This is a genomic window from Pseudomonas quebecensis (genome assembly GCF_026410085.1).
Taxonomy (GTDB): Bacteria; Pseudomonadota; Gammaproteobacteria; order Pseudomonadales; family Pseudomonadaceae; genus Aquipseudomonas; species Aquipseudomonas quebecensis.
In genome coordinates this window covers 2,177,823-2,201,696 of record NZ_CP112866.1, presented here as the reverse complement: position 1 = coordinate 2,201,696, position 23,874 = coordinate 2,177,823, and the positions used below count along the sequence as shown (strand labels likewise).

The 23,874-nt window shown below is 60.8% G+C and carries 20 protein-coding genes; 9 read left to right on the top strand and 11 right to left on the bottom strand.

The window, feature by feature from the left end; all coding sequences use genetic code 11:
- Nucleotides 1–2: 2 nt before the first annotated feature.
- The 10 genes from tagH to tssA are packed head-to-tail and all read right to left on the bottom strand — an operon-like array spanning nucleotide 3 to nucleotide 12,224.
- Nucleotides 3–1,187, bottom strand: coding sequence for a type VI secretion system-associated FHA domain protein TagH (gene tagH / locus OSC50_RS10350; RefSeq protein WP_266247906.1), 1,185 nt, complete (start codon nucleotides 1,185–1,187; stop codon nucleotides 3–5).
- A 14-nt stretch (nucleotides 1,188–1,201) separates the two neighbouring features.
- Nucleotides 1,202–1,333, bottom strand: a complete 132-nt coding sequence (locus OSC50_RS10345; RefSeq protein ID WP_181076909.1) for a type VI secretion protein — start codon at nucleotides 1,331–1,333, stop codon at nucleotides 1,202–1,204.
- Nucleotides 1,334–1,391: 58 nt separating this feature from the next.
- Nucleotides 1,392–2,912 (bottom strand): sigma-54 interaction domain-containing protein, encoded by a 1,521-nt coding sequence (locus OSC50_RS10340; protein ID WP_266247904.1) that lies wholly within the window; start codon nucleotides 2,910–2,912, stop codon nucleotides 1,392–1,394.
- A complete protein-coding gene (tssH, locus tag OSC50_RS10335; protein ID WP_266247902.1) occupies nucleotides 2,909–5,464 on the bottom strand; it encodes a type VI secretion system ATPase TssH in 2,556 nt (851 codons plus the stop codon). The genes OSC50_RS10340 and tssH overlap by 4 nt, the downstream gene beginning before the upstream one ends.
- On the bottom strand, nucleotides 5,461–6,486 hold the full coding sequence (gene tssG / locus OSC50_RS10330) for a type VI secretion system baseplate subunit TssG (protein ID WP_253508029.1): 1,026 nt from the start codon (nucleotides 6,484–6,486) through the stop codon (nucleotides 5,461–5,463). Before tssG ends, tssH begins: the two co-directional genes overlap by 4 nt.
- On the bottom strand, nucleotides 6,450–8,237 hold the full coding sequence (tssF, locus tag OSC50_RS10325) for a type VI secretion system baseplate subunit TssF (RefSeq protein ID WP_266247899.1): 1,788 nt from the start codon (nucleotides 8,235–8,237) through the stop codon (nucleotides 6,450–6,452). Before tssF ends, tssG begins: the two co-directional genes overlap by 37 nt.
- The gene (gene tssE / locus OSC50_RS10320) at nucleotides 8,227–8,628 is read right to left on the bottom strand and encodes a type VI secretion system baseplate subunit TssE (RefSeq protein WP_266247897.1); all 402 of its coding nucleotides are present in this window, start codon (nucleotides 8,626–8,628) and stop codon (nucleotides 8,227–8,229) included. Before tssE ends, tssF begins: the two co-directional genes overlap by 11 nt.
- A 14-nt stretch (nucleotides 8,629–8,642) precedes the next feature.
- A complete protein-coding gene (gene tssC / locus OSC50_RS10315; RefSeq protein ID WP_266247895.1) occupies nucleotides 8,643–10,118 on the bottom strand; it encodes a type VI secretion system contractile sheath large subunit in 1,476 nt (491 codons plus the stop codon).
- Nucleotides 10,119–10,146: 28 nt separating this feature from the next.
- Nucleotides 10,147–10,644 carry a type VI secretion system contractile sheath small subunit gene (tssB, locus tag OSC50_RS10310; protein ID WP_181076898.1) on the bottom strand — a complete coding sequence of 166 codons (498 nt, stop codon included), beginning with the start codon at nucleotides 10,642–10,644 and terminating at the stop codon, nucleotides 10,147–10,149.
- Nucleotides 10,645–10,676: 32 nt separating this feature from the next.
- A complete protein-coding gene (gene tssA, locus OSC50_RS10305; protein WP_266247892.1) occupies nucleotides 10,677–12,224 on the bottom strand; it encodes a type VI secretion system protein TssA in 1,548 nt (515 codons plus the stop codon).
- 472 nt (nucleotides 12,225–12,696) lie between these two features.
- Between tssA and OSC50_RS10300 the strand changes: the two genes are divergently transcribed.
- Nucleotides 12,697–13,212, top strand: coding sequence for an Hcp family type VI secretion system effector (locus OSC50_RS10300; protein WP_181076895.1), 516 nt, complete (start codon nucleotides 12,697–12,699; stop codon nucleotides 13,210–13,212).
- 51 nt (nucleotides 13,213–13,263) lie between these two features.
- Here the strand turns inward: OSC50_RS10300 and OSC50_RS10295 are convergent, their stop codons facing one another.
- Nucleotides 13,264–14,085, bottom strand: a complete 822-nt coding sequence (locus OSC50_RS10295; protein WP_266247890.1) for an aldo/keto reductase — start codon at nucleotides 14,083–14,085, stop codon at nucleotides 13,264–13,266.
- A 106-nt stretch (nucleotides 14,086–14,191) separates the two neighbouring features.
- Here OSC50_RS10295 and OSC50_RS10290 point away from each other — a divergent pair, with 106 nt between their 5' ends.
- The 8 genes from OSC50_RS10290 to OSC50_RS10255 all read left to right on the top strand — a co-directional run bounded on the left by OSC50_RS10290 (nucleotide 14,192) and on the right by OSC50_RS10255 (nucleotide 23,870).
- Entirely contained in the window at nucleotides 14,192–14,683 is a 492-nt protein-coding gene (locus OSC50_RS10290) for a DUF1543 domain-containing protein (RefSeq protein ID WP_181076892.1), read from the top strand.
- A gap of 129 nt (nucleotides 14,684–14,812) precedes the next feature.
- On the top strand, nucleotides 14,813–15,094 hold the full coding sequence (locus OSC50_RS10285) for a peptidylprolyl isomerase (RefSeq protein WP_010210937.1): 282 nt from the start codon (nucleotides 14,813–14,815) through the stop codon (nucleotides 15,092–15,094).
- 128 nt (nucleotides 15,095–15,222) lie between these two features.
- On the top strand, nucleotides 15,223–17,085 hold the full coding sequence (locus OSC50_RS10280) for an extracellular solute-binding protein (RefSeq protein WP_266247881.1): 1,863 nt from the start codon (nucleotides 15,223–15,225) through the stop codon (nucleotides 17,083–17,085).
- Nucleotides 17,085–18,146: a microcin C ABC transporter permease YejB gene (locus OSC50_RS10275; protein ID WP_181076889.1), complete on the top strand. Its 1,062-nt coding sequence runs from the start codon at nucleotides 17,085–17,087 to the stop codon at nucleotides 18,144–18,146. Before OSC50_RS10280 ends, OSC50_RS10275 begins: the two co-directional genes overlap by 1 nt.
- Nucleotides 18,146–19,168: an ABC transporter permease gene (locus OSC50_RS10270; RefSeq protein ID WP_181076887.1), complete on the top strand. Its 1,023-nt coding sequence runs from the start codon at nucleotides 18,146–18,148 to the stop codon at nucleotides 19,166–19,168. Before OSC50_RS10275 ends, OSC50_RS10270 begins: the two co-directional genes overlap by 1 nt.
- A gap of 10 nt (nucleotides 19,169–19,178) precedes the next feature.
- Nucleotides 19,179–20,750: an ABC transporter ATP-binding protein gene (locus OSC50_RS10265; protein WP_266247878.1), complete on the top strand. Its 1,572-nt coding sequence runs from the start codon at nucleotides 19,179–19,181 to the stop codon at nucleotides 20,748–20,750.
- A 43-nt stretch (nucleotides 20,751–20,793) separates the two neighbouring features.
- The gene (locus tag OSC50_RS10260) at nucleotides 20,794–22,227 is read left to right on the top strand and encodes a sigma-54 interaction domain-containing protein (RefSeq protein WP_266247876.1); all 1,434 of its coding nucleotides are present in this window, start codon (nucleotides 20,794–20,796) and stop codon (nucleotides 22,225–22,227) included.
- A 251-nt stretch (nucleotides 22,228–22,478) separates the two neighbouring features.
- Nucleotides 22,479–23,870 (top strand): GntP family permease, encoded by a 1,392-nt coding sequence (locus tag OSC50_RS10255; RefSeq protein WP_266247874.1) that lies wholly within the window; start codon nucleotides 22,479–22,481, stop codon nucleotides 23,868–23,870.
- Nucleotides 23,871–23,874: the final 4 nt, after the last annotated feature.

The window sequence follows — 23,874 nt, the reverse complement described above, 5'->3', positions numbered from 1 at the left end:
AGTCATCCCGGATAGGCCGTGTGCAGTGTTGAAACCAGACGCACCTGTTCGTCATAGGCTTTGGAAAAATCCTCGCGTAACAGGCGTTCCTCAAGGCCAGGCGTGTCGTTAAGTCGTTGGTAATGACGTTGGTAGGCGCGCCAATGTGCACCAGCGGTGGTGAACCTCGACGGGCTGCGCTCACGTTCAAAGCATGTCAGCAGATGCACTGGGGCAAACGCCGCTACCGCACTGCGCACCGTGGCACGGCAAGCCACGAGCAGCGCCAGTTGGTGGATCTGCAGTTCACGGCAAGCCTGGGCAACCGCCCATTCGGAGCAAAGCTGGCCTTGTTCTTCCATGCCCAGCAGCGCGCTCATGGCAGCCTGGGGGTCGACACAGTCCTTGAGCGGGTTCTGGCGCTTGAAGGGTGAGGTGGTCAGGTCCAGGTGCAACTCGCTGTTCAGCTCATCGCGGGTGCGCAAGCTTTGCTGAATACCCTCGACGGTTTGCCTGAACAAGCCCGCCACTTTGATCGCTAGTGCTTCGCGCGTGCGTGAATCAAGCCCCTCCATCCGCAGGCCCAGCGCTTCGCCGAATTGCGTCCAGAAGACCGCAGGGACCGGAACAGGAGCCGAAAGCGGTTCGACATCCGGTGCTTTTTCCTGGACGTCGGCCCATCTCGGCGCGATCAAGTGGTCGCGCGCCAAGTCACCGCTGGAAAGCGCGCGGGCGCTCAACGCAGCGTTGTCGGGCAACCCGTGCGAATCTTCGGATGGCGGATGGGACAAGTCGTCACTGGGCATTGCCTGCAACGGGTCCAGCCCCACAAAGGCATCATGGGGGATCGTCTCGCTACCGGCGCAGCTCTGCGCCGCGATGGGGCTTGGTCGTTCCGCCAGCCGCGCACGAATATCCACCGGCCCCAGTTGATAGACGTCACCGTCGCTGATCAGCCGTGCCAGGCCTTTGCGCAGGCGTTCGCTGCTGCCCCGCAGGCCGATGCCGTTACTGCTGATATCGGTGAGAAAGTACTGCCCGTCACGGTAACTGACCAGACCATGATGGCTGGACAGCAAGCGACTGGGATCGGCAAGGTTCCAATCACACCCTACCCCACGACCGATCACGCCGCCGGCGTCATCGAATACCTTGCGCGCCGACGAATCACCGCTTGCGGCGTCGCACACTTCAAACACTAATTGCATGCCAGGGCCCTCGTTCAACGGCCGCTACGCGTCAGCTGGGGATCACCCAGCGGACGGTAGTCGGCGTCATCAAACACGTAATTGGCGTTGCAGCCACTCAACAAACACAACGCAAGCCACCAGGCTTGCCATGGACGAAAATGCATCAGGTTTCTCCAGGAAAAACAGGCCGGGCAGCCGGAAATCGCACCCATGAGCTCTTCATCAGCGCTCCCCGCGCATGTCGTCACAAGGGATGTTCAAGCGTGCGAGACGATAAAGCAGGGTGCGACGTGCCACCCCCAGTTCGCGGGCAGTGCGGGTTCGATTGCCGCGGTTCTTGTGCAGGCAATCGATCAAGAACACCCGCTCCACCCGTTCCAGGCGCTGACGCAACGTTGCCTCGACGGCGCAGGGCACTGGTGGTGGCGTGAGAGAAAGGTGCGCCGGAAGGATCACGTCCTCCTCACAGAGCAGCACGGCGCGCTCCACCAGGCACTTGAGTTCCCGAACGTTGCCCGGGAAAGCGTGACTCGACAGTTGATCCAGCGCAGCGCTTGACCACTCCAGGGGGCTGCGTCCCAACGCATCGCAGGCGTTCTGCATAAAATGCCGGGCCAGCATCAGCACATCACCCTCTCGCTCACGCAGGGGCGGCAGTTCGATAGGAAATTGCGCCAGGCGGTAATACAGGTCCTCGCGAAAATGGCCCTCGGCCACCATCGCGGCGAGGTCGCGGTGGGTGGCGGCGATAATCCGCACATCCACCTTATGCGGCGCGCCGGCACCCAGCGGGCGAATCTCCCCCTCCTGCAGTACCCGCAACAATTTGGCCTGCAGCGACAGTGGCATATCGCCAATCTCATCCAGCAGCAACGTGCCGCCATTGGCCGCGTCAAACAAACCGATATGGTTACGCTCGGCCCCCGTGAACGCGCCCTTGCGGTAGCCGAACAGTTCGCTTTCCAGCAGCCCCTCGGGGAAGGCGGCACAATTCTGCACCACGAAAGCCTTGCCCTTGCGCGGGCCTGCGTCGTGGATCGCACGCGCCACCACCTCTTTGCCGGTTCCGGTCTCGCCCCGCAGGAGCACGGTGCTGGGGGCAAATAACACCTTACCGATCAAGCGACAGGTTGCCGCCATAGCGGCGCTGTTGCCGATCAGCCCGAATGCACCCATACGAGGCGTGGCGCCCATACGCGTGTGTGCAGGCCCCGTACGCTTGAGCAGCGTGAGCTGCCTCAAGGCAAAGCTGCCCAATTGCCCCAATGAGGACGCGTAACCCTGCAACGATTGTTTACGCAGGCTGGCGCACAGCAACAGGCCGGCAACGCACTTGCGCCGCCCGAACAACGGTATGCAGGACAACGACTGCCAGGGTGTCGCCATTGCCGGCAGGAAGCCGCACGCATAGACGCTGCGCGCCAACTCATCGAGCGACAGCGGGGTAGCCTGATCGATTACGTAGTGCAGCAGTTGCTCATGTTGAAAGTCCGGCCGGCACGTGGGGTCAGCGGGTCGCGTGACCCCTGGCAAATGCTGGGCAGTCAGCTCGAGCCGGCCCGTTGTCTCGTCGCGCCAATACAATTGGCTCAGTTCACAACCGCTGAGCTGGGCCGCCGCCGCGACGCACGCGTCAGGCAAGCTGGCTTCGTCACACTCACTGCCCAGGCGAGTGAACCAGGCCAGCAAAGCCTCGGCATAGTCCAGGGGATGGGGTACTTGGCTGAACGGATTGTCTGTCATTGGCTGAACTCGCAGATCGGCTGGGCGTTGGCGTCCAGACCGGCATGCACGCGCGCTACGGATTCGCCGACAGCCATGGTCTCCAGAAGCCGGTCAACCATCTGCGGCAACAGGCAGCTGTCGATCCATTGGTCGATATAACGGGCGCCACTGTCGCTGTGGCTGCAACGTTCGGCCATGTGCTTGACCAGATCGTCCGTATAGCTGAACGACAAACGACGCAATTGCAGCCTGCAGCCGAGACGCTCCAGCTTGAGCCTGGCCAGATCGTGAAGCACGTCACCGGCGATCGGGTAATAGGGCACCACACGCATTCGAGCCAGCAGGGCCGGCTTGAAATAATCACGCAACATCGGATAGATGGCCGCTTGCAGTACCTGCGGGTCGGGCCGCTGAGCGCCGGCACACAGCTTGGTGATGCATTCGCTGCCCAGGTTGGAGGTCATCAGAATCAGCGTGTTGCGAAAATCGATCTCACGCCCCTCGCCGTCGTTGGCCAGGCCCTTGTCGAAGATCTGATAAAACAGATTCAACACGTCGGGGTCAGCCTTCTCCACTTCGTCCAGCAGCACCACTGAATACGGGCGCTGACGCACCGCTTCCGTCAGTACACCGCCCTCCCCGTAGCCGACGTAGCCGGGAGGTGCACCAATGAGTCGAGACAGCGCATGCTTTTCCTGATATTCAGCCATGTTCAGGATCGTGACAAAGCGCTCGCCGCCATAGAGCAAATCCCCCAGGGCCATGGCCGTTTCCGTCTTGCCTACGCCACTTGGGCCCACCAGCAGGAATACGCCAACAGGCGCGTCGGGCGTGTTGAGACCTGCGGCGACGGCACGCAAGTTGCGATCAAGGGCCTGCACGGCGTGCTCCTGACCCAGGATGCGCGAGCGCAGCGCGTCAGCGAATCCCAGGACCGTCTCACTGTGCTCGACCGCCAGGCGTTCAACCGGAATACCTGTCCAGGCGCTGACGACCTGGGCCACCAGGCGCGGACACACCTCGAGATGAACCAGGGGATGTGCGCCCTGTCGGGCACGCTGTTCTGCCAGCACCTGTTCCAGGGCATCCACGTCCTGCCCTGCCTGGCGGGCATCGTCCAATTGCTGTCGCAGTGCAAGTACCTGTTGCGCGCACGCCTGCTCTTCAAGCCAACGTGCTTGTAACTGTTGGTACGCGTGCTCGACAGCCGCCAGTCGCCGTTCCAGCGCGCGCAATGCCTGCGCATCCATCGGCAACCCTGCGCCTGTGTCTCGCAACAGCGACAGACGCTGTCGCATACATTCAGCCTTCTGCGCACCCAGCCGCTGCAGCGACTCGGGGGCGCAGACCCGGCTGATGCGTGCACGGGCACAGGCGGTATCCAGTACGTCCACGGCCTTGTCGGGCAACTGGCGCCCAGCGAGGTAGCGGGCACTCAGGCAGGCGGCGGCCACCACGGCGTCGTCACGTACATAGACGCCATGGCTGGCTTCATGCACCGGCACCAGGCCACGCAGGATCGAAACCGCCTCCTCAACACTCGGCTCGCCGACCTTGACCGGTTGAAAGCGCCGGGCCAGGGCGGGGTCTTTCTCGAAGTAACGTTTGTATTCCGACCAGGTGGTGGCGGCGATAGTGCGCAACTCACCTCGGGCCAGCGCCGGCTTGAGCAGGTTGGCCGCATCGGCGCCACCCGCCTGGGCACCCGCGCCCACCAGCGTATGCGCTTCGTCGATAAACAGAATGACCGCTTGTGGCGAGGCGTTGACCTCATCCATCACGCCCTTGAGGCGCCGTTCGAATTCGCCCTTGAGACTGGCTCCGGCCTGCAGCATGCCCATGTCCAGGGTCAGCACCCGTGCGTTTCTGAGCGGTTCCGGCACCTGATCGGTGGCGATCCGCAAGGCAAGCCCCTCGACCACGGCTGTTTTGCCTACGCCGGCTTCGCCAACGAGGATCGGGTTGTTCTTGCGTCGTCGCGCAAGGATATCGATCAGTTGGCGAATCTCGCCATCGCGACACAGCACCGGATCGATCCGGCCTTCATGGGCCTGCCGGGTCAGATCGTGGGTGAACCGTGACAGGCACGACTCACCATCGCTTGCCGGGACGCCCTCCACCTTCCGACTTGCAGCAAACTCGCGCACGCGCTGCGCATCCAGGCGGCTCAGCACGCGTTGATAAGCGCAACCTTCAGGCTGTGGCGGGTGACACAACAACGCCAACAACAGCGCGGCATGGTCCACCTCGGTTTGATGCAACTCCAGATGGGCGACCATCAACGCGTTTTGCAACCATTGCACCAGGCCCTTGGCGAACACCGGATTAGGCGAAGCACTCGTTTCAATCCTTGGCCGCAGCGTGGCTGCCAGTTCAGCGCTGTCAACCTCGGCGTCAGCCAGTGCCTTGATCAACAGGCCTTCGCGGTGTTCCAGCAGGACGCCCAGCAGATCCTCTACAAGAACCTCGCCGCCTCCGCGCGTCACGCAACGCTCGGCTGAACGTTCCAAGTCTCGCCGCGCCTGGGGATTCAATGCGCGGATCAGTTGTTGCAGGTCTACATTCATCATATGCCTCTGCCCTTGCGGCGAATATTGCCGGTCACGATGACCGCGCCATCGGCGCGTGCAGGCGTCAGCCAACTGGCCCAGCCCAATCGACAAACGTTGTGTTCGCCAAGCTGCAACGGTCTGATCTCTTCTTTGCTCAATACCAGGCGCAGGTCATAGTCCAGTGGTTCGCGCGCGATCAGTCCTATCAGTGCACACAGCGGCGGGTGGTCGGTGCCCGAAGGTAAAAAATCGTGAAAACGCTGCCAGTCGAGGTCCGGCAGGTGCACCCTGAATTTCCCGCTGCGGTCGTCGACTCGGCAGCCAAGGACATGGTCCACACCCAGCGCGTTGTTGGCGTCGCCAAGCCTGTTGCGCTGCGTCGGTGAAATAACAACCGAGCGCGCCACCCATTGCTCGACCCACAGACGGGAGTGCCTGAAGTAGTAACGCAGCACCGTCTCGATCAAGGCCGCGGAATGCACGCGCAGGCTGAGCAACCCGAGATAAGGCAGCAGTCGCTTGCAGTTCAACTGGGCGGCATCGCGAATCGGCTGGCCTCTCAACCCGGCCAAGGCGAACATCTGTTCGGAAAACCTGTCCCGCGCGCCCCCCTCGAAGCACGCGCGATAGCGGTACTTACGCCAGATCGGCAGCATCAGGCGGTGCAGCCGGTGGTGGAACAGGTCCAGGAAGTCACGGGCAGCATTGCCGCCCGCCCCATCGGCAAATGCCTGCTCGCCGTAGAACGCCGGCAGCGGCGAGCCTGCGCCACATAGGCTCAGCACGTTGAGACGAAGACGCGCGCGCCATTGTCCCTGCTCGACAAAAAACTCCAATCGATCGATATCGTGACCGGGAAATCCGAGGCCTGGGTTGGCCTGGAATTCCAAACGGTCATACAGCGCGTCGTTATCCAGCAACGGATGCGCATCGCGTAAACGCCGGATCACCTGCGAAATTGCCTGGAACAGCGAATATTCACGGATGACACGGGACAGTTGCGTTAAATCAGAGGCTGCTGGCCCATCCGGGTTGGCCATAGGTACTCATCTCCTTGTGTGCTGGTGACACGTAGTTCGTGGCAAGTGTTGAGGCCCGCATAGAGCGCGAAGAATTCGTTGAGTACCGAGGCGAATACAAATATCTCGCCCTGCCCCAGGAAGCCTTGGGCGTCGATGCTCAGGTCGATCAGCACGCCTCGCAACGGCATGCGTCGATGCAGTCGATCAACCTGGACGTGACTGATGGAGCGCAATGCGCCCAGTCTTCTCTGGCTGATTTTCCTGGCCTGCCGGTCGTGATAACGCGGCAGGTCGTAAGTTTCCAGAACGCCCTTCAACGCGTTGATATCGCTCAACGACAGGTAGTTGAGCGACATATTGCTGATCAGGCGCCAGAGAAAATCCTGGTCCAGGGGCGGTGCGAGGCTATCGGTCGGCGCGCAGATGTTGCGAAACGACAGCCCTTCGGGGGTCTGCTCGCAGGGCTGGTTGATCGCTCCAGCCGCTAGTTGTCGAGTGAGGTTATGGTTGGTGCAGGTCAGCTCGATCGACAGCGTTTCCTGCTCGTGTCCGACGCCATCGGCAAAACCCAACCAGGTGTCGAGCCCACCATGCTGCGCCGAAGCGCGCTGGCGAATGGTGTAGCTGGGCGGGCCTGCCGAGGCATTCCCATGGCCATCGTGTTCAAACGATTCAAAGGGGACGAACGCCCGGTAACCCTGGCCGCCAGGACGCCAGCCTGTCACTCGGTCGACGGAAAACACACCGGCGTTACCTCGCGCATACTCTCCGGGAATCAGCAGATACTCGTCCTGCTTGCCATCCAGGCGAATCGGTACCGCATCATGTGTGAACAGGTTGACGATGGGCGTGCAATACAGCTTTACGTTGTCCCGAGTCAGATGCTGGAGCTGCGAGGGTTGGTTGTGTAACTCAAAGCGCAACGTCACGCCGCAGATTCGCTTGATGACCTCGTTGGGCAAGCGTCGCAGCGCATCCAGCCCCGTCACATCGACGAACAGGTACTTGTCGGGGAAGATGAAATACTCCTGCAAATGACGGTAGCCAGTGAAGGTGTTCGGCGGATAGGGGATCAGCGCCTGATCCTGCGCGAAGCCCACCGGCTGCACCTGATCCGAGCCAATGCGCAGCGATAACGCCTGGCCATCACGCTCGGAAATCGGCGCACCTGCACGGTCCAGTGGCAGTAACTGCACACCCGTAAGATGACGCAGCAGCCCCAGGTACAGGCCTTGGCTGATGTAGCGGTCCCCGGTCAGGGGCAGGCGCAACTGGTCAAATGCGCACTGACTCAAGTCGCCCTCGGCACTGATGCGCAACTGCAGGCTCAACACTGCCTGCTCTCCCTGAACGCTGTAGTCCAACGCGCTCAGTTGAAGGGGCAAGACCTGGGTCGCGTAACAGGTTCGAAAGCGGCAACGTTCGCCTTCGACCGAGCCACTTTCCACCGGTGTATCCCGCGCAACCATGACCCCAGGCCCAGCCGTCTTCAATGGGTCGAACTGCAGGATGCTGAGTGCTGGAATCGGGCGCATATAATTGGGCCATAGCAAATGCATCAGGGAGTGCGTCAGCTCCGGCAATTCGTCATCCAGTTTCTGACGCGGGCGCCCGGTTAGAAAAGCGAAGCCTTCCAATAACCGCTCGACATCCGGGTCCTGGCCGGCTTCGCCGAGAAACGGCGCAAGCGCCGGATTGCGTTCGGAGAACTGCCGTCCCAGCTGACGCAAGGCGCTGAGTTCGCTTTGGTAATAACGGTTAAAGGACATCGGGCAACACCTCGATACGCCCCGCATCACGCAGGTGTGCGGTAAACACCACCGGTTGCACGACGCCATCAATACGCAGTGTGGCGTCGATGGCAAATGCCAGGCGCAAGGGGTCATGATCGCGCGGCAGCACACGCACACGAACGTTGCTCAAACGTGGTTCGTAGGCTCGAATAAAACGCTCGATCAGCAAGCGTGACTGGCTCAATGATTCGTGCAGGCTCTGGTTCATCTCATTGAAGTCAGGCAACCCATAATCCGGCAGCGTCTGCACGCTCCCCGCGCGGATGCTGAGCATCTTGCCCAGGTGAGCCGCGACAGATGTCACGCCACAGCCGGGCTTGGCCGACGGTGCTGCAAATCGTTCGAACAGGCTGTGGTTGCGAGTCATGACCTGGCGCTTGCTCATTCTTTGTCGAGCTTGCCGACGAGGGACAAGGTGAAATCGGCCCCCATGTATTTGAAGTGCGGTCGCACGCTCAGGTTGACGCGGTACCAGCCCGGTTCGCCTTCCACATCACTGACGACAATACGCGCCGCACGCAGCGGGCGCCGTCCACGGACTTCGGCGCTGGGGTTTTCCTGATCGGCGACGTACTGACGAATCCACTTGTTGAGTTCCAGCTCAAGGTCGGTGCGCTCCTTCCAGGAACCCAATTGCTCGCGCTGTAGAACCTTGAGGTAATGCGCCAGACGGTTGACCACCATCATGTACGGCAACTGGGTGCCCAGCCGGTAATTCAGCTCCGCCTCCCTGCCCTCGGTACTGATGCCGAAATGTTTGGGTTTCTGTACGGAGCTGGCGGAAAAAAACGCAGCATTGTCACTGCCCTTGCGCATCGTCAGGGCAATAAAGCCTTCTTGCGCCAGCTCATATTCACGGCGGTCGGACACCAGCACTTCGGTAGGAATCTTGGTTTCGATCTCGCCCATGCTCTGGAAGTGATGCAGAGGCAAGTCTTCCACTGCACCGCCGCTTTGCGGGCCGATGATGTTCGGGCACCAGCGAAACCGTGCAAAGCTGTCGGTAAGGCGCGTGGCGAAGGCATAGGCGGTATTGCCCCACAGGTAATGTTCGTGGCTGTTCACCACGTTTTCCCGGTAAGCAAAGGTCTTGACCGGGCATTCCAGGGGGTCGTAAGGCGTGCGCAACAGGAAGCGCGGTACGGTCAAGCCGATATAGCGCGAATCTTCGCTCTCGCGAAAGCTTTGCCACTTGGCAAACTGCGGCCCCTCGAAATGGTCCCTGAGATCCTTGAGGTCAGGCAGGCCCGTGAAGCTCTCCAATCCGAAGAAACCCGGGCCGGCAGACGCGATAAACGGCGCATGAGCCATGCAGGCCACACTGGCGGCGTACTGCATGAGTTTCACATCGGGCGCGCTGGGAGAGAGGAAGTAGTTGGCGATGACGGCGCCCACGGGCTGGCCGCCGAACTGACCGTACTCGGCGCTGTAAATGTGTTTGTAGAGCCCGGACTGCGTCACCTCCGGAGAATCTTCAAAGTCATCCAGCAGGTCCTGACGTGAAACGTTCAGCAGTTCGATCTTGATGTTTTCGCGAAAATTGGTGCGGTCGACCAGCAACTGCAAACCCTTCCACGACGATTCCAGGGCCTGGAACTCCGGGTGGTGCAGGATCTCGTCCATTTGCAGGCTGAGCTTCGCGTCGATTTCGGCGATCATTCGATCAACCAGGCGTTTTTTCACCGGCTCGCCGCTGTTGTGCGGCTTGATCAATTCTTCGATAAAGGCTGAGACGCCACGCTTGGCAATGCCATAGGCTTCGTCGTCCGCGCTCAACAATGTCTGGGCAATGATGTTGTCGAGAATGCCGTGCTCTTGAGCGGCGTGGGCAACGGTTTGAGTGTGTTGGGTATTCATGGCGTCAGTGTCCTTTTACTGAGGTATGTCAGGCGGATGGGTCGCTCAGGCCCAGCTCCGCCAGTACCCGCACGCGGGATTCGTCGTTGGTCAGGGCTTGCTCTATGGCCTTGCGAAAGCTTGGTGTGTTGCCCAAAGGCCCCTTGAGCGCCACCAGCGCCTCACGCAGCGCCATCAGTTTTTGCAGTTGAGGAATCTGCTCAACCAGATGCGCAGGGTTGAAGTCCTTCATCGAGTTGATGCGCACCTGAATCCCCAACTCCTCGGCATCGGCGCCCTCCTGAAGTCGATTGGGCACATTCAGGGTCAGGTTCAATGCCTGGTTGGCCAACACTTCGTCCAGGGTGTTCTTATCGATGGCGATAGGCTTGCGGTCTTCGAGCTTGCGCACGTCTTCGCGCTGGGTGAAATCCCCCAGCACAAGCAGTTTCAACGGCAGCTCGACTTCTTCCTGGGCGCCACCGATAGCGGGTTTGAACGTAATATTGATGCGTTCCTTCGGGGCTACGGAACCTTCTTTGGCCATGGTATTTCTCCTTGTTCGGGGGGCTCGAGAGCCTATTCAAGTACCGCTTCAAGATCGAAGAGGCACAGCCTGCGATGGGTGTCTTCCTTGCGCTCGCGCACGGCATGGCTTTGCGGCACGAGGTCACAGCAACGGTGCAGCAATTGGGCGACATGCAGCGCAAGCTCCGGCTCCCAGCGGTCCAGCCCGGTGCGCTGCAGTTCTAGATCGAGTTGGTCGAGCTGGATCTTTGCCAGTTCATGCTTGCCCGCTTGCACACACAGGCGCGCCTGGGCCAGGCGCCAGTAAAAGCGCTCACGGTCGCCGCGAGCTCCGTGCAGGCCTTGCTTGAGTTCATGTACGACGGCCTTCAGGCCCTCCTTTCGCAGCCTGGGCTGCAGCGCCTGCAGGGCGACCTCCCAAGGCTGGGCATCGGCGGCCTCACACAGCGTTTCGGGCGGCTGCCTATGAGGCCGCACCTGCAAGGCAATCCAGGTCCGGGTGCCCGCATCGGCAAACGGACTGCCGTCGTGAAAGCGAAACTCAGGCAGGTCGGGCAGCCGTTGCAGCAGCAGGGCAAAGCTCACTTCCAGCTCGCTCATGGCCAACGGCGCCTGCAGGGCCTCCAGGCATTGCCAGACCATGTGCAGCCCATCAAACCAGAACATCGCACCCGCCAGGCTGGCCTCGAGCTCAAGCAGCAGATCGGCGTACTGGCCCTGGGCGAGCCACTCCCGGTAACGCTTGAGCTTGTCGGGCGCCGGGCCACGCAGCGTGGTGATCCGCTCCGCGTCGGCTTGCGGATAGCTGATCAGGGTCATCCACATCAACGTGCGATTCAGGCGCAATGCACGCAGGTCGGTAGCGTTCTGACGCAGCCACCAGTCGCACAACGGCCGAGCTTGTTCCTGCAAGGAACGCAGCCATTTATGGGCGTCCTTTTCGCTGTCCAGCGACAGTTCGGCTCGCAGCAATTGAGTGGTCGCATGGCTGGCCCGAGCAACGACACCGCTCAACTGGGTGCCTGCAGGATCGCCTGGCGCGGTATGCTCCAAGCGCTGGTCCCATTGCCTGCGGATCGACAACAACAGCGGCGCGTCATCACCCAGGTGACTGCTCAACAACTCATCCAAATGGGCCAGTCGCTCGAGCAAAGCGCGATGCAGCGGCTGCTGGTCATGCAGCGAAACAATCTGCGCCGACAATGACTCGAGACGCAGAACCAACCACGCGAATGCCGCGGCTCGGGTACGGTTTTTTGCAGGATAAACAATCGACCAATGACGGTCGCACAGATGACACAACATCCCAAGGCCCGCCAGCAGACCCGCAAACGACTCACGCTGGTGCAGCGCCCAGGTCAGCCAGACAGCCACGCGCAGATCCTTGGACTGACGGCGCAGCAGCTGCTCACTGACTTCAATGACCTTGTGCCAATCCGGCTGGGAGGTGCCGTGCATTGAGTGGACCTTACTTAGTTCCAATTCCAAGGCCTCGTACTCGGGCGAAAAGCGCACGTCACCACCCGCGAAATGTTCTTGCGAACAGGGCGCACGGATAACTTCAATATAATAAACACAGAGCTTTTCATAATAATTCATTTTAACCACGCGCAACTTAAGAGCACGAGAAGCCAACTAATCGCATTGCATAAACGCATCATATTTCAGATATATTTCGCCAGAACGACAACGAAGTCTGCAAACAGTAGACTTGCCTCCAGCATTCAGCAAGCCACCAGTCGCCACTTAAGCAATTTCCTACAACCCAATAAAATCAAGGCCTGCGCAGCATTTTGCACAGTCAACTAAGCCCAATTCGTCAATTAAATACTAAACCCCAGCCTTTGAAGCCCGTTCACTGCGAGCAATTAACTGCGCACTCATGCGCAAACAATCCACCATTAACTTAACTCTCACTCGATCATATTCGACCAAACAAGCACGTTATCGCAGCAACCCCGCGCCTTTATTGGCTCACGCACTTTCCGGCACGCTTTTTGTTATAGGCATTTGACCAGTCGACGCAGCTGTCGTCTGGAACTACCTATTTAACCAGGCAAGGAAAACCGTCATGCCAACACCCGCGTATCTCTCCATTACCGGCGTCAAACAAGGTTTGATCACGGCAGGCACGTTTACACAGGACTCGGTAGGTAACATCTATCAGGAGGGGCACGAGGATCAGATCCTGGTCCAGGCCTTCGCCCACCAGGTCATCATTCCCCGCGATCCGCAATCCGGGCAGCCGACCGGGCAGCGGGTTCACAAGCCGCTGATGATCAGCAAGGTCTTCGATAAATCCTCACCGTTGCTGTTCAGTGCGCTGACCAGTGGCGAAGAGGTCAAGTGTCGACTGGAATGGTTCCGGACTTCGTCGGCCGGTACCCAGGAGCATTACTTCACCATCGAGCTGGAGGGTGCCACGCTGGTGGATATCCAATCGCGCATGCCCAACTGCCAGGACCCGGAAAACGCCCATTTCACGCACTTGGAGGATGTGTACTTCACCTATCGCAAGATCGTGTGGACACACGAAGTGTCCGGTACTTCCGGCTCCGACGATTGGCGCAGCCCGGTAGCGGGTTAAGCCGCTCGGCACGGAAACGGCGCCCATGGACGGCACCGTTTCCGGTTGCGGCTAGACCATTGCCAACCGATGTTTGCGCTGGGGCGGCCCGAAGACACGGTCGATGGCGTCCAAGTCGTGCTTGTCCAGAACCAGGTCGGCAGCCGCCGCGTTAAGCCGGATGTGTTCCGGCGTAACCGCCTTGGGAATGGCGATCACACCGTCCTGGCGCAGCACCCAGGCCAGGGCCACCTGGGCGGGAGCTGCCTCGTGACGAGTGGCGATCTGCTTGAGCGTCGGACTGGACAACAGCTCTCCGCCCTGGGCAATCGGACAGTAGGCCATAAGGGGTAAGTTATGTTGTCGCCACCAGGGCAGCAAATCAAACTCGATGCCGCGCTCTTGAATGTTGTAGAGCACCTGGTTCGTCGCACAGGCCGGGGATGCCAGTTCTTGCAGGTCGGCCACGTCGAAGTTGGAAACGCCCCAACGGCCGATCTTGCCTGCCTCGCGCAGACGCTCAAAGGCTTCGACGGTTTCTTCCAGGGGGTACTGACCACGCCAGTGCAGCAGATACAGATCGATATAGTCAGTGCCCAAGCGCTGGAGGCTGGCTTCACATGCACGAGGAATGCCCTTTTGGCTGGCATGGTGCGGATACACCTTACTCACCAGAAACACCTGGTCGCGTTTACCATGAATGGCCTCGCCGACCACCCGTTCAGCGCCGCCTTCGCCATACATTTCGGCGGTATCGATCAAGGTCATGCCCTCGTCGATGCCCAGTTGCAACGCCGCGATTTCAGCCCGGCGATGATTCGGGTCTTCGCCCATGCGCCAAGTGCCCTGGCCGATGACAGGGACGGGCACGCCCGCCAGATCAATGCTACGCATGACAACCTCCTGCTCAATTCACGGGTTAACACTGTGGCATTGACCGGACAAAAGGGTTCAATCGAAGTATGGTTGTGCCTTGCTCAATCGCCAGGAAGGACCTGCAATGCTGTTTGTCGTGATGCTCGGGGGCAAACACCCACGGGCCAGTATCGAAGTTCATGATGTGGTGTTCGCTGCGGCGGATACGCTGCAAGGCACTTACCCGCAACTGCGCGATGCCTGGTTCGGCAATGCCAAGGGCGTGCACATCGATTCGTGGATGGAGGTCGACGGCGTCGACGGTTGGAAAATCGAACTCAGCCACCTGGCGCCCCAGGCCGGCGCCCATCATCTGTATTTCATCAATCTGGGCGGCTATGAGACCGACAGCTTCGGCGAGGCCCATCATTATGTGCTGGTGGTTGCCCGTAACAAGCAGGAAGCCACGAGCAAAGGCAAGCAACAGATGCGACGGCACTGGTCCCAGGCCCATACCGACGCAGTGCTGGATGTGGACGACTGCCTGCCCATCGACCTGGTGGATGGCCGCTACCTGCACCTGGTCCAGGGCGCACATCTTCCAATCGTCCAGCGCAACGATTACATCGTTCTGTAGTGAAACTTCAGCCTGCCTGCCAAAGGCATGGCCCGCCGCCGCACCGCTCAGGCAATCCCTGGGAACTTTGCCGGGAAATAGCCGCCTGATTCCGGTACGCTCACCCTTTTCATTCAAGGAGTTACTCTCATGGCCAAAGCCACCGCCCGCCACATCCTCGTGTCCACCGAAGACAAGTGCAACGAACTCAAGGCCCAAATCGAAGGCGGCGCCGACTTCGCAGAAATCGCCAAAGCCAACTCCAGCTGCCCATCCAGCCGCGACGGCGGCAACCTGGGTTCGTTCGGTCCAGGCCAGATGGTTAAAGAATTCGATACCGTGGTATTCAGCGCTCCAGTCAACACCGTGCAAGGCCCGGTCAAGACTCAGTTCGGCTACCACCTGCTGGAAGTCACCAGCCGTCAGGACTGATCCGCCCTGCGCTGATGCGTGAAACAACGGCCCGCCATCTGGTGGGCCGTTGTGCATCCGATCACTGGCGACGGTGCCGCCGTTAGCGTACAAATCCCTATTCTTTTATCCGGCGTTCAAGGCTGACAATGCGATTGGCTTTTTCCACACCCCTTCTCGGCACTGCGCTGGCCCTTGTGCTGGCGAGTACCGCCGTGATCGCGGCGCCACAAACGTACCTTACGGTGTACGGTGAACCGGCCAAGTACTCGGCCGGTTTCACCCATTTCGACTATGCCAACCCCAATGCACCCAAGGGCGGCAGCCTGCGGCGTTCGGCTATCGAGATCGGGCGCTTCGATCATGTGCTGCCCTATATCGACAAAGGCATCGGCGTGTCCCAGGTCGATGGCTGGCTTTACGCGCCCCTGGCCCAGCGCTCCCTGGACGAGCCTTATACGGTCTACGGCCTGATCGCCGAGAAGATGGAGCGTGCCGAGGACGGCCTGTCGCTGCGCTTTTACCTGAACTCGAAGGCGCGCTTTGCCGATGGCAAGCCGATCACCGCCGAAGACGTACGCTACAGCTTTGACCTGTTGATGACCCAAGGCAGCCTGCGCTTTCGTACGCTGTTCGCCGACGTCAAGCACGTAGAAGTGGAAGGCGAGCGCCAGGTGCGCTTCGACTTTTCCAGCAATGAGAACCGCACCCTGCCCCTGGATATCGCCACCCTGCCGGTGTTTCCTCAGCACTGGTGGAAGACCCGCGATTTTGCCAACGGCGGCGGCTACGAAGCGCCACTGGGCAGCGGCCCCTACAAGGTCAGCAAGATCGATTCGGGCAGCACCATCACGTTTACCCGCGACCCCGACTGGTGGGGCAAGGATCTGCCCATCAGTCGTGGCCTGTACAACTTCGATCACCTGAGCCTGGAGTACTTCGGCGACACCGAAGTCGCACGCCAGGTATTGCGCGGCGGTGCCTACGACTTCAATCGCGAGTTTTCCGCCACCGGCTACTCCATCGGCTACAACGGCCCTGCCCTCGACGATGGACGCCTGCAACGCGCGCATTTGGCCAAAGAGATGCCGCAACCGGCACAAGGCTATGTATTCAATGTGCAAAAGCCGATGTTCAAGGATCGCCGCGTACGTCAGGCCCTGGCGATGTTGTGGGATTTCGAGTGGGCCAACCGGCAGATGATGCGCAATATGTACATCCGCCAGCAGAGCTTCTTCTCCAACAGCCCGCTGGCCGCCAGCCAGTTGCCAACCAAGGAGGAACTGGCGATTCTCGAACCGCTGCGCGGGCAAGTACCCGATGAGGTATTCACCCAGGTGTTCAAGGCACCGGTCACCGACGGCAGCGGCATGATCCGCGACAAACAGCTGCAGGCCCTGAGCCTGCTTGAGGAAGCTGGCTGGAAGCCCGACGGCGACAAACTGGTAAATGCCCAGGGCGAGCCGCTGGAGTTCACCTTCCTGAATGCCCAGGCCGGCCTCGAGCGGCTGCTGCTGCCCTACAAGCGCAACCTGGCGCAGATCGGTATCACCCTGAATATTCGTCGCATCGACTCCTCGCAGTATGTAAACCGCTTGATGAGTCGAGACTACGACATGATCGTCACCGGGTTCCCGGTCACCACCTCTCCGGGGATGGAGCTGTACAACTACTTCGGTTCGGCCGCCGCGTTCGATTCGGGGGCCAATAACTACATGGTGCTCAAGGACCCGGCCGTCGACACCCTGATCAAAGGCCTGGTCAAGGCCGACACCCAGGCACAGATGCTCACCTACGCCCATGCCCTGGACCGGGTGCTGCAATGGAATTATCTGTGGATTCCCAATTACTACCCGCCCGGTACGTCGGCGGCGTGGTGGAACCGCTTCGGCCGCCCGGCCATCGAGGCCAAGAACGATGAGGCCCTGGAAACCTGGTGGGAAATCAGCCCCACACCGCTGACGAATGAACAAATGAAAGCCGAACTGAAAAAACGCGCGGAGGCCCGCTGATGTTTGCCTATATCGTGCGGCGCCTGCTGTTGATCATCCCGACCCTGGTGATCATCCTGCTGGTGAATTTTGTGATTGTGCAGGCCGCCCCCGGCGGCCCGGTGGAACAGGCGATCGCCCACCTGCAAGGGATTGGCGGCGGTGGCGTCGGCGGCTCGTCCGGCGAAGGCATCGGCAGCGGTTCGCGCGCCAGTCGCGGCCTGGACCCGAAGCTGATCAAGGACATCGAAAAGCAATACGGCTTCGACAAGCCCGCGCCGGAACGCCTGTGGTTGATGCTCAAAAGCTACGCCCAGCTGGACTTCGGCAACAGTTTCTTCCGTGGCAAGAGCGTGATCGACCTGATCCTCGAAAAAATGCCCGTGACCATTTCCCTCGGCCTGTGGGCCACTCTGATCACCTACCTGGTGTCGATCCCCCTGGGCATTCGCAAGGCCGTGCGCCATGGCAGCAGCTTTGACGTGTGGAGCAGCACCGCCATCGTCATCGGCTATGCCATGCCGGCGTTCCTGTTCGCGATGTTCCTGATCGTAGTGTTTGCCGGTGGTACCTCCCTCAACTGGTTCCCGGTGCGCGGCCTGGTCTCGGAGAATTTCGAAGAGCTGAGCACCGTGGGCAAGGTGGCCGACTATTTCTGGCACCTGGTGCTGCCGGTGACCTCCCTGGTGATCGGCGGTTTCGCCACCTTGACCATCCTGACCAAGAACTCATTCCTGAATGAAATCACGCGTCAGTACGTGGTCACCGCGCGCGCCAAGGGTTTGAGCGAGCGCCGCGTGCTGTACGGTCATGTATTTCGCAACGCCATGCTGCTGGTGATCTCCGGAATTCCCCAGGCGTTCATCAGTGTGTTCTTTGCCGGTTCGCTGCTGATCGAAGTGATCTTCTCCCTCGACGGTCTGGGCCGCATGAGCTACGAAGCCGCCGTATCACGGGACTACCCGGTGGTGTTTGGCTCGCTGTTTATCTTCACCTTGTTCGGCCTGCTGATAAAACTGATCGGCGACCTCTGCTACACCCTGGTGGACCCGCGTATCGACTTCGCCGCGAGGAACGCCTGATGCTCAATCTGTCACCGGTGGCCCGCCGACGCTTCGAGCGGTTCAAGAAAAACCGTCGCGGCTGGTGGTCGCTGTGGCTGTTTATCGGTCTGTTTATCCTGACCCTGGGCGGCGAGTTGATCGCCAACGACAAACCCTGGGTGGTGAGCTACAAGCACGAATTGTATTTCCCGGTGTTCAAGCGCTACACCGAGCAGCAGTTCGGGGGGCAATTGCCATTTCAGGCCGATTACCGCAGTGATTACGTACAAAAGCTGATCAAGCAGGACGGCGGCTGGATGCTGTTCCCGCCGATCCCATTCAGCGACGACACGCCCAACTACGAACTGACCCGCCCTGCCCCCAGCCCGCCCTCGGCGGTGAACTGGTTGGGCACCGACGACCAGTCGCGGGATGTGCTGGCGCGGGTCATCTTCGGCGCTCGGGTATCGATCCTGTTCGCCCTGGCGCTTACCGCGATCAGCGCGGCTATCGGCATTGCCGCCGGCGCGCTGCAGGGATACTACGGCGGCTGGGTGGATTTGATCGGGCAGCGTGTACTTGAGGTGTGGTCCGGCCTGCCGGTGCTGTACCTGCTGATCATCCTGTCGGGTTTCGTCGAGCCGAATTTCTGGTGGCTGCTGGGGATCATGGCGCTGTTTTCCTGGCTCGCGCTGGTGGACGTGGTGCGCGCCGAATTCCTGCGCGGGCGCAACCTTGAATACGTCAAAGCGGCGCGGGCCCTGGGCCTGGGCGATGCCAAGATCATTGGTCGGCATATCCTGCCCAATGCAATGACTGCGACCTTGAGCTACCTGCCATTTATTTTGACCGGTGCCATTTCCACGTTGAGCGCCCTGGACTTCCTCGGCTTCGGCATGCCGGCGGGCAGCGCGTCGCTGGGTGAGCTGATCGCCCAGGGTAAACAGAACCTGCAGGCGCCGTGGCTGGGCCTGACGGCGTTTTTCACCCTGGCGCTGATCCTGTCGCTGCTGGTTTTTATCGGCGAGGCGCTGCGTGACGCCTTCGACCCACGCTCATGAGTGATTGCAAATGAACCTGATCGAGATCCGCGACCTCTGCGTCGCCTTCAACGGCCAGGCCGTGGTACGCAACTTGAGCCTGGAGGTGCGCCCCGGCGAGTGCCTGGCGCTGGTGGGCGAATCGGGCTCGGGCAAGTCAGTGACCGCCCATTCGATTCTGCAACTGTTGCCTGAAGCCGGCAGCGCCACCACCGGCTCGGTGAAATATCGCGGCAAGGAACTGGTGGGAGCGCCTGCGACGACCTTGCAGAAACTGCGCGGCAACCGCATCGCCATGATTTTCCAGGAGCCGATGACCTCCCTCAACCCGCTGCACAGCATCGAAAAACAGATCGGTGAAACCCTGTTGCTGCACAAGGGCCTGGGCGGCAGGGCGGCGCAGGCGCGCATCCTGGAATTGCTTGAGCTGGTCGGTATCCAGAAGCCCAGGGAACGCCTTAAGGCCTATCCCCATCAGTTGTCCGGCGGCCAGCGTCAGCGGGTGATGATTGCGATGGCCCTGGCATGCGAGCCGGAGCTGCTGATAGCCGATGAACCGACCACCGCGCTGGATGTGACCGTGCAGCGCAAGATTCTGCTGCTGCTCAAATCCCTGCAGCAACGCCTGGGCATGTCGCTGCTGTTGATCAGCCATGACCTCAACCTGGTGCGCAGCATCGCCCAACGGGTGTGCGTGATGCACGCCGGCGAGATCGTCGAGCAGGCCGAATGCCAGGCGCTGTTCAGCGCGCCGCAGCACCCTTACAGCCGCCTGCTGCTGGATGCCGAACCGGCGGGCGACGCCCTGTGCAGCGAGGAGCGCGAGACGGTGTTGCAAGTGGATGACCTGAGCGTGCAGTTCCGCCTCGGCGGCGGGCTGTTTCGGCGCAAAACCTACCTGCGCGCGGTAGACGGCATCAGCCTCAGCGTGCAACGTGGCAAGACCCTGGGCATCGTCGGTGAATCCGGCTCGGGCAAATCAACCCTCGGCCAGGCGATCCTGCGCCTGCTGGACTCACACGGCGGCATATGCTTCCAGGGCCACGCCCTAGAAGCCCTCAGCCATCAACAGATGCGCCCGTGGCGCAAGCAGATGCAGGTGGTGTTCCAGGACCCTTACGGCAGCCTCAGCCCGCGCATGTCAGTGCAGCAGATCATCAGCGAAGGTCTCGAAGTGCATGCCCCTTGCAGCCTGGCCGAGCGCGAAGCGCAGGTCATCCAGGTGCTCAAGGATGTGGGCCTGGACCCTGCCAGCCGGCATCGCTACCCCCACGAGTTTTCCGGCGGCCAGCGCCAGCGCATCGCTATCGCCCGCGCACTGGTGCTCAAGCCGGCGCTGATGCTGCTGGACGAACCCACCTCCGCTCTGGACCGCACCGTGCAGAAACAAGTCGTGGCGCTGCTGCGTGAACTGCAGGAAAAATACGGCCTGACGTACCTGTTTATCAGCCATGACCTGGCCGTGGTGCGGGCCATGGCCCACGACATGATCGTGATCAAGGACGGCCAGGTGGTGGAGCGCGGCGCCAGCCATGACCTATTCGAGTCACCGCAGCACCCCTACACCAAGGAACTGATGGCAGCGGCGCATATCCCGCTGTAGGACGTTATGGGATTCCACTCACCCTTTTGCTGGCGGCATGGGCATGAACCTCACCGATAACCTCACCGATTACCAACAGGTACGCGGGCTGGCGATCCAGTCGCTGTTCGAGATCATCGAGCAGTCCAGCGAAGGCACGGTGATTGTCGACCGTGATGCCAACATCGTGTGGATGAACGAGCGCTACGCCAGGCGCTTCGGTCTCAAGAGCGCCGAAGAGGCCATCGGCCAACCGTGCGAACAAGTGATCTCAAACAGTTTGCTGCGCCAGGTGGTGCGCACCGACCGGCCGATCCTGCTGGATATCCAGGACACGCCCAAAGGCCCGCTGGTGGTGATGCGCCTGCCGATTCACAACGATGCCGGCGCGGTGATCGGCGCCATCGGCTTCGCGCTGTTCGATGAGCTGCGCAACTTGTCGCCCCTGATCGAGCGCTACCTGAGCATGCAGCAGGAACTGGCCTCCACCCGCTCGTTGCTGCGCTCACGCCAGAGCAAGTACACCTTCGCGCATTTTATCGGCACCAGTGCCGCGAGCCTGGAGGTCAAACGCCGGGCGCGGCGCAGTGCAAAGGCCGAGTCGCCCGTATTGCTGCTGGGGGAAACCGGCACCGGCAAGGAGCTGCTGGCCCAGGCCATTCATGGTGCGTCGTCGCGGGCGCACAAGGCGTTCGTGAGCATCAACAGCGCGGCGATCCCCCATGACCTGCTGGAAGCCGAATTTTTCGGCACGGCACCTGGCGCGTTTACCGGGGCGGACCGCAAGGGTCGCTCCGGCAAGTTCCAGATCGCCGAGGGCGGTACGTTGTTTCTGGATGAAATCGGCGATATGCCGCTGCCGCTGCAAAGCAAACTGCTGCGGGTGTTGCAGGAAAAGGAATTCGAACCGGTCGGCTCCAACGAGATGCTGCACAGTGATGTGCGGGTGATCGCGGCCACATCGATGGACCTTGAAGCGGCAATCAAGCGCGGCCAGTTTCGCGCAGACCTGTACTACCGCCTGAACGTGCTGCCCATCCAGGTGCCGCCCCTGCGCGAACGCCTGGAAGATATTCCGGCGCTCAGCGAGGCGATCCTCGAAGAACTGCGCAGCCACCACGAACTGGACCGCGAGGCCCTGGCCCTGCTGGCCCAGCATGCCTGGCCGGGGAATATCCGCGAGTTGCGCAATGTGCTGGAGCGCGCGGCGCTGTTGAGCGATGACCTGGTATTGAACGCCGAGGAAGTCCGCGCGGCGATCGGCACCTTCAGTCCGGTGGCGCGTAGCAATGCCGTGGCGGCGGTAGAAGGCGAAAGCTACAACGCGGCGCGAGAGCGGTTTGACCGGCAGGTGATTGTGGCGGCGCTCAAAGGGTGTGAAGGCAATGTGGTGGAGGCGGCTAAGCGGTTGGGGCTGGGGCGATCGACGTTGTACAAGAAGATGGTGGCCCTGGACATTACGCAATCTCTAAATAGAGACAAGCATCTCAATAAATAGACAGACTTGGTGGGAGGGGGCTTGCCCCCATGGCATTGGGTCAGCCGCTATTTTCCTGGCTGATAGACCCACTATCGGGGGCAAGCCCCCTCCCACATTTGATCCGTGCTTGTCTTGAAATTGAGACACGGCTTAAAACCTGTTGAAAAATATCCATATATTTCAAGCAATTAACCACTTGGCACACATCTCGCTATAGCCCTTCCCACAGCGTCACCCACAAAAATAACAATCCCATCTGGAGACACACCATGAGTGTGATCATTGCCCTGGCAGCCCTCGCGTTGCTGATGCTGGCTGCCTACCGTGGCTATAGCGTTATCCTGTTCGCCCCCATCGCCGCACTTGGCGCGGTGCTGCTGACCGACCCTTCCGCCGTCGCCCCTGCCTTTACCGGGGTGTTTATGGAAAAAATGGTCGGCTTTATCAAACTGTATTTCCCCGTGTTCCTGCTCGGTGCGGTATTCGGCAAGTTGATTGAGTTGTCGGGCTTCTCGCGTTCGATCGTGGCGGCGGCGATCCGTTTGCTCGGCACGCGCCAGGCGATGCTGGTGATCGTGCTGGTCTGCGCCCTGCTCACCTACGGCGGCGTGTCGCTGTTTGTGGTGGTATTCGCGGTGTACCCGTTCGCGGCGGAGATGTTCCGCCAGAGCAATATCCCCAAGCGCCTGATCCCGGCGACCATCGCCCTGGGTGCGTTTTCCTTCACCATGGACGCCCTGCCCGGCACGCCGCAGATCCAGAACATCATCCCCAGCACGTTCTTCAACACCACCGCCTGGGCGGCGCCGTGGCTGGGGCTGATCGGCACGATCTTCGTGTTCTGCGCCGGCATGCTCTACCTGGCACGCCAACGCAACAAGGCCCAGCGCGCCGGGGAAGGCTACGGCACCGACCTGCGCAACGAGCCGGAAACCGCTGAGAACCTGGCGCTGCCCAACCCGTGGATCGCGCTGTCGCCGCTGATCCTGGTAGGCGTGATGAACCTGCTGTTCACCCACTGGATTCCGCAGTGGTACGGCAAGACCCACAGCCTCAGCCTGCCTGGCATGAGCGCGCCGGTGACCACCGAGATTGCCAAGCTCACGGCGATCTGGGCGGTGCAGGCGGCGCTGCTGGTGGGGATTATCGTGGTGCTGGTGTTCGGCTTCTCGGCCATCAAGAGCAAACTCGCCGAAGGCAGCAAGAGCGCGGTCAGCGGTGCGTTGCTGGCGGCGATGAACACCGCGTCGGAATACGGCTTCGGTGCGGTCATCGCTTCGTTGCCGGGCTTTCTGGTGCTGGCGGACTGGCTTAAGGGCATCCCCAACCCGTTGGTCAACGAGGCGATCACTGTGACGTTGCTGGCCGGTATCACCGGTTCCGCCTCGGGCGGCATGAGCATCGCCCTGGCGGCGATGTCCGAGAGTTTTATCGCGGCGGCCCACGCGGCCAATATCCCCCTTGAAGTGCTGCACCGGGTCGCGGCCATGGCCAGTGGCGGCATGGACACCCTGCCCCACAACGGCGCGGTGATCACCCTGCTGGCGGTCACCGGCCTGACCCACCGCGAAGCCTACAAGGATATTTTCGGCATCACGATTATCAAGACCCTTGCGGTGTTCGTGGTGATCGGTACTTTCTATGCCACTGGCATTGTATGAGGTG